The sequence below is a fragment of the Methylobacterium sp. B1 genome (assembly GCF_000333255.1).
Taxonomy (GTDB): domain Bacteria; phylum Pseudomonadota; class Alphaproteobacteria; order Rhizobiales; family Beijerinckiaceae; genus Methylobacterium; species Methylobacterium fujisawaense.
Genome location: NZ_BACT01000937.1, coordinates 1 through 3,286 on the forward strand (window position 1 = coordinate 1; position 3,286 = coordinate 3,286).

Annotated in this window: 3 protein-coding genes and 1 pseudogene; 2 read left to right on the forward strand and 2 right to left on the reverse strand. The window is 71.0% G+C overall.

Annotation, left to right across the window (positions count from 1 at the left end):
• Both infC and I53_RS26355 read left to right on the forward strand, forming a co-directional pair.
• Positions 1-262, forward strand: a 262-nt coding sequence (gene infC, locus I53_RS26350; protein WP_043356460.1) for a translation initiation factor IF-3, incomplete at its 5' end; no start/stop codon positions are given.
• A 103-nt stretch (positions 263-365) separates the two neighbouring features.
• Positions 366-1,151, forward strand: a complete 786-nt coding sequence (locus I53_RS26355; protein WP_043356462.1) for a molybdopterin-synthase adenylyltransferase MoeB — start codon at positions 366-368, stop codon at positions 1,149-1,151.
• On the opposite strand, the gene I53_RS26360 is transcribed toward I53_RS26355, so the two are convergent.
• Both I53_RS26360 and I53_RS26365 read right to left on the reverse strand, forming a co-directional pair.
• On the reverse strand, positions 1,140-2,021 hold the full coding sequence (locus I53_RS26360; protein ID WP_043356464.1) for a DUF1186 domain-containing protein: 882 nt from the start codon (positions 2,019-2,021) through the stop codon (positions 1,140-1,142). The genes I53_RS26355 and I53_RS26360 overlap by 12 nt on opposite strands.
• Before the next feature lie 9 nt (positions 2,022-2,030).
• A pseudogene (locus tag I53_RS26365) lies at positions 2,031-3,286 on the reverse strand (phenylalanine--tRNA ligase subunit beta); the annotation flags it as partial.

Genomic DNA, 3,286 nt, shown 5'->3' on the forward strand with positions numbered 1-3,286 from the left:
CGTCGAGGTGAAGGAGATCAAGCTCCGCCCCGGCATCGACAAGCACGACTACGACACCAAGATGAAGTCGGTGCACCGCTTCTTCGAGGAAGGCGACAAGGTCAAGGTGACCCTGCGCTTCCGCGGTCGTGAGATGGCTCACCAAGATATCGGTCTGCGCCTCCTGGAGCGCGTGAAGAGCGAGACGGCGGAGATCGCCAAGGTCGAGAGCGAGCCGATGCTCGAAGGCCGCCAGATGATCATGATCCTGGCGCCGCGCTGAGCGGCACCGATCCCGAGACGCGAGACCCGCGCCGCCTCCTCACCGGGGCGGCGTTGTCTTTTCAGCGCTTCCGATTGGCGGCGCCGCGGATTAAGGGGCAGCCATGGCCCTCGCTCCCGATGAGATCGAACGCTACGCCCGCCACCTCGTCCTCGCCGAGGTCGGCGGCCCCGGCCAGGCCCGGATCAAGGCCGCCCGGATCCTGGTCGTCGGGGCCGGGGGGCTCGGCGCGCCGCTGATCCAGTATCTCGCCGCCGCCGGAATCGGGACGATCGGAATCGTCGACGACGACGCGGTTTCCCTCTCGAACCTCCAGCGGCAGGTGATCCACGGCACGCCGGATCTCGGCCGGCCGAAGGTCGAGAGCGCCGCCGACGCGGTGGCGCGGCTCAACCCGCACGTGACCGTCGTCCCGCATCCGGTCCGGATCGATCCGGATAACGCCGTCGACCTGATCGCCGGCTACGACCTCGTGGCCGACGGATCCGACAATTTCGCCACGCGCTACGCGGTATCGGATGCCTGTTTCCGCGCGCGCCGCCCGCTGGTGACGGCGGCGCTCGGCCGCTTCGACGGCACGCTGACCACGATCCGCGCCCACGAGACCGGGCCGGACGGGACGCCAAACCCGACCTATCGCTGCCTCTTCCCGAACCCGCCGCCGCCCGGCAGCGTGCCGGCCTGCGCGGAGGCCGGCGTGCTGGGAGCCCTGGCCGGAGTGATGGGCTCGCTGATGGCCATGGAGCTGCTCCGCGCGGTGGCGGGCTTCGGAGAGCCCCTGGTCGGGCGCCTCCTGATGGTCGATGCCCGCGCCATGCGGTTCGAGACGCTGAGCTACGGCTGGGATCCCGACAACCCGCTCAGCGGCACCGGCGCCTCAGCGGCCTAGGGAACCCGGCGGCATCCACGGGCCCTCGACGGTCTCGGCGCCGAGGCAGCACTTCTTGAACTTCTTTCCGGAGCCGCAGGGACACGGATCGTTGCGGCCGACGTTCTTGAGCGGATTGCGCTGCGGCTCCCCCGCGCCCTCCTCGGCCCAGTCGAGGGCTTCCACCGGCTCGTCGAGGTAGCCGTACTGGTAAGGGCCGAGCCGGTCGCGGTCGTCCGGATTGGCCTCGGCCTTGCGCAGCGCGTCCTTGAACCACCCGGCGTCGCTGATCTCGTCGGTGAGGCGTCCGTCGGCACGGGCCGCAGCCGCCCGGGGCGCGAGGTCCCGGAAGCCGAGATGGGCGATCGTCTCCTCCCAGCCGACCCAGGCCGGCGCCTCTTCCACGGCCGCCTGGGCGTCGTCGAACCGGACCAGCAGGTCGTGCATCGCGGCCCGGTCGATCCGGCCCTCCAGGGTCAGGAAGGTGCAGGCGCTGAGCAGCGCCATGCGCACGTAATCGTCCACCGTGCTGTCCAGGATCAGGCGGAACAGCGGCTGCGGATCGCCGTCGAACAGGCTCGCCAACACCTTGGCAAGGGTCGCCGTGACGGCATCGCCGAGGATGGCGTCGAGGGTTTCCTCGTCGTGCCGGAGCAGCCTCAGCAGCGGTGCCAGGGCGCGCGTATCCCGGGCATGGGCCAGGACGTGCAGGCCCCAGAAGAGAAGGTTCGTCTCCTCCGGCGTCAGCTCACGTCCGTCGGCCGCGCCCTCCAGCAGCGGCAGCGTCGCCTCCGCGACGGCGGACGGGTGCTTGAGCGCTTCCCGCAACGCCGCCTTCGGCCGGTATTCGGCCGCCGCGAGGTCTTCGATCAGCAGGGCGATCCGGTCCATGGTGGCGCCTCAGGTCCGAAGGGTCGCGCCGGTTTTGCGGGACACCTCGGCGACGATCCTGGCGCTCACCGCCTCGATCTCCGCGTCGGTGAGGGTCCGCTCGACGGGCTGCAGGCGCACCGCGATCGCCACCGACTTCGCGCCGTCCGGCACGCCGGGTCCCTCGTACAGATCGAACACGTCGACGCCGGTGACGAGCTTGCGCTCGGCGTTCTGTGCGGCCTTCACGAGGTCACCCGCCGGCACGTCGCGGCCGACCACGAAGGCGAAGTCCCGCGACAGCGGCTGGAGCTCCGACAGCACCAGGGCGGCCTTGGCCTTGGTCGGCTTGTGCTTGGGCAGGGGCAGGGCGTCGAGGACGATCTCGAAGGCCACGAGGGTACCCTTCAGGTCGAGGGCCTGGAGCGTCCGCGGATGCACCTCGCCGAACCAGCCGATCTCGGTCTTCGGACCGAAGCGCAGGGTGCCCGAGCGACCGGGATGAAGCCAGGACGGGCCGCCGGCGGTGATCTGAAGGCCGCCGGTCGGAACGCCGAGGCTGCCCAGCAGGGCCAGGGCGTCGGCCTTGGCGTCGAAGGCGTCGACGGGCCCGGCCGTGCCGTGCCAGTGGCGCCCGGCGCCCGACAGACCGGCACTGCCGCGCCGGACTGCCGCCGCCCGGATGGTCTGGCCCTCCGGCGCATCGGAGGCGAAGCACTGGCCGACCTCGAACAGGGCCGCGTCCGGATAACCCCGGTCGGCATTGCGCTGCGCAGCCCGCAGGAGCCCCGGCAGCAGGCTCGGCCGCATGTCCGACAGTTCCGCGGCAATGGGATTGGCCAGGACCAGATCGGCACCGCCGCCGCCGAACAGTTCGGCATCGCCATGCGGGACGAACGACCACGTGACCGCCTCCATGAGGCCCCGGCTCGCCAGGGCCCGCTTCGCGGTGCGGGTCCGCTTCTGCATCACCGTCAGCAACGGACGGCCGATTCCTTCGAGCGGGGGCAGCGGCTTGGCCTCGATCCGGTCCAGCCCGGCGATGCGCACGACCTCCTCGACGAGGTCGGCCTTGCCTTCGACATCGGGCCGCCAGGACGGCGTCAGCACCTTCACCCGGTCGCCGGTCCCCGAGATGTGGAAGCCCAAAGTCTCCAGGATCACCTTCATCTCGACACGCGGCACGTCGAGGCCGGCCAGGCGGCGGACCTCGGGTCACGGGAAGTCGATGATCCGCTCGGATTCGGTGGCTCGCCGACGATGTGCGCCTCGGGTCGGCGTACCGC

Bases quoted from the DNA above. Each gene is read 5' to 3' on its own strand.
- I53_RS26360 (WP_043356464.1), bottom strand. From the start codon at position 2,021: ATGGACCGGATCGCCCTGCTGATCGAAGACCTCGCGGCGGCCGAATAC.
- I53_RS26355 (WP_043356462.1), top strand. From the start codon at position 366: ATGGCCCTCGCTCCCGATGAGATCGAACGCTACGCCCGCCACCTCGTC.